Source organism: Streptomyces sp. NRRL WC-3618, from assembly GCF_001280005.1.
Classification (GTDB): domain Bacteria; phylum Actinomycetota; class Actinomycetes; order Streptomycetales; family Streptomycetaceae; genus Streptomyces.
Genome location: NZ_LGDW01000197.1, coordinates 1 through 2,540 on the forward strand (window position 1 = coordinate 1; position 2,540 = coordinate 2,540).

General features: G+C 66.8%; 1 protein-coding gene. It reads right to left on the bottom strand.

The features are described from left to right. Positions 1–77: 77 nt before the first annotated feature. Entirely contained in the window at positions 78–1,880 is a 1,803-nt protein-coding gene (gene ltrA / locus ADL01_RS19100; protein WP_053743225.1) for a group II intron reverse transcriptase/maturase, read from the bottom strand. Positions 1,881–2,540 lie beyond the last annotated feature (660 nt).

Sequence of the window (2,540 nt, forward strand, 5' to 3'; positions counted from 1 at the left end):
CTTGTCGGGTAGCCGGAGTCCATTGCTGGACCCCGGCCCCCTCAGAACCGTACGTGCACGTCATCCGCGCATACGGCTCAAGCAAGCCCCAAAGGCTCTCCGGTGTGCAGGGTTTCCTCGCGGCCGTCCGCGTATAGGCGTTGACGGCATGAGGCGTGGGTGAGGCGGAGTTGAATCCCATCCGGCGTCTTCGTCCCCTGGTAAGCGATGTGTTGGGTCTTGATCGCTTTCCGGGTGGTGCGGAGCCACTGCTCCCACTCCCTTGGGGACTGCGGGGACCGGTCTGCGTGCAGGAGCAGTTGCCCGCACCGATGGCAGCGGCCCGCCTGCGTCTTCAGTAGACGCATGGTGGCCCGGTCCAGCGGCAGCGGAGCGCCCTTGCGACGGCGGTCGGCCCAGTAGTCGGCCAGAGCAGGGTCATCCGGGGACGCCCCGGCCCTGACCAGCTGATGCCGGATGATTTTCGTCCAGGCGAACCGGACCAGGTAGGCGCCGCTGCCGCGGTCACCGAACACCCAATTGTCCTGACGTGCAGGATTGAAGCGGCCGAAGTACCGCTTCATGATCCAGCGCCTCGGCTTCTTCGGGTGCCTGGGCAGCGCCCACCGGTAGGTGAGCTGCCATAGGTAGGCGTCCAGCGAGGCGAAGACCTCTTTGGACACCACCGTCCGGTAGTAGGCCGCCCATCCGCGAACGATCGGATTGAGCGTCCGCAGTACTGCCGCAGGCTCCGCGCCACGAAGGGCCCGGATTTCCTCCCGCAGTCTGCCCCGGATCCGCTTGACGGCCGCTTTGCTGGGCTTGATCAGCAGCTTGCCGCTGCGGTAGCGGCGCACGTTGAACCCGAGGAAGTCGAAGCCGGTTTCCGCGTGGACGATTTGCGTCTTGTCCTCGTTGAAGACCAGCCCCCGGGGCGCGAGCCACTCGGCAAGCCGTGCCTTGACCTGCTCAGCCGCAGCGCGGCTGTGGCACATCGCCACGAGGTCGTCAGCGTATCTGACCAGCACAGGAGCGTTCGGCATGATTTCTCCGGCCCGTCGGCCCGAAGGGTGATACCGCACGCCCGCAGCCATCTCCATCCCATGCAGAGCGATATTCAGCAGCACGGGGCTGATCACGCCGCCCTGGGGAGTCCCCTCCTCGGTCGGTGTGAACCTCCCGCGTTCCACGACCCCGGCCTTCAGCCATTGCCGGACCAGTCCCCGAGCGGGGAAAGTGCCGAGCCCGGCCAGAAGCTGGTCGTGATCGATGCGGTCGAATGCCGCCGCCAGGTCCGCGTCCAGGATCCACACGCGCTGCGGGTTCTTGCCGCTGAGCGTATTGAAGATGACCCCGATTGCGTCATGGCAGCCCCGGCCCGGGCGAAAGCCGTACGACCTCGCCTCGAACCGGGCCTCCCACTCAGGTTCCAGCGCCGCCGAGACCCGGGCTTGATGAGCCCGGTCGACGATGACGGGGATGCCGAGCGGGCGCCGCTTGCGTCCTCCCGCCTTCGGGATGAACACCCGCCGGACCGCGCGAGCCTGCCAGTTACTGCCGCGCTGCTGGATGAAGCGCACCAGTTCCGACTTGCCCAAGGCGGTGAGTACGACCTGATCGTCGATCCCCGCCGTCTTGCGTCCGGCGTTGATCTCCGTCACCCGCCGCACGCTGACCAGCGTGTTGCTCAGGCTCCGGAGCATCAACTTCTGCAGGTTCCTGACCTTCGCCAGGTCCCCTTCCTTCGATGCCGTGAAGATGCGTTGACGCAGACGGCGTACGTCTTTCTCCGCCTGGTCCCAGTCGATGCTGGGCCAGTCCACGAAGCCGCCCTCCGGGCCGTTCACCCCGGCCGGGGCCGGGGCGTCCAACTTGTCCTTCGGTGCTGTCGCTGCTGTCATCGTCCCTCCTCACAGGCTCACCCGGCTCACGTCAGCGTCCTTTCGGACTCGGACATCGGTCCGTATCCGACGAGTTGGCCAAAGCGGCGGCGGAGAGTCCACCGCCCGTAACTGCCTTGGTTTCCTCCGGCCTTTCGGCGTGCCGGCCTTCGCTTCTTGAGCCGTCCTCTCCCGCCGGAAACATCAGCCTTCCTCACGGTCAGCCCACCGCCCGTCCGGTATGGACGGGCGGCTTCCGTCGGGGTTTCCACGTTCCGCATGCCTGAGCTGCGACCGGGTTGGGTGCCCTCTATATCCCGGGGCGGCGGTGTCCTCCCGGGCGGCGTGAAGCATCCGCCCGGCGCCTGCCGCGTTCCAGCGGCCTGCCCTGCACCCCACTGTTGCTTCCCACCGGCGGGGCTTTCTCTCACGAGACGTCATCGAGGGTTCACGGTTATTCACCCGTCCGGTCTTCCCCTTGCCTGTTGCCCTCGGGTGGAACGAGGGCACTTGGGCTTCCCCCCGGAGCTTCACACCCCGCCGTTACCAGCGACGCATGTCCGGGTGGGGACAGGTCATCGGACACTGACCCAGGGCTACTCTGTCGCCGACGCCATCGCCGACCCCCTCTCCAAAAGAGCCCACTCAACACACGCGACCTCGTGTCGCACCTTCACCTGG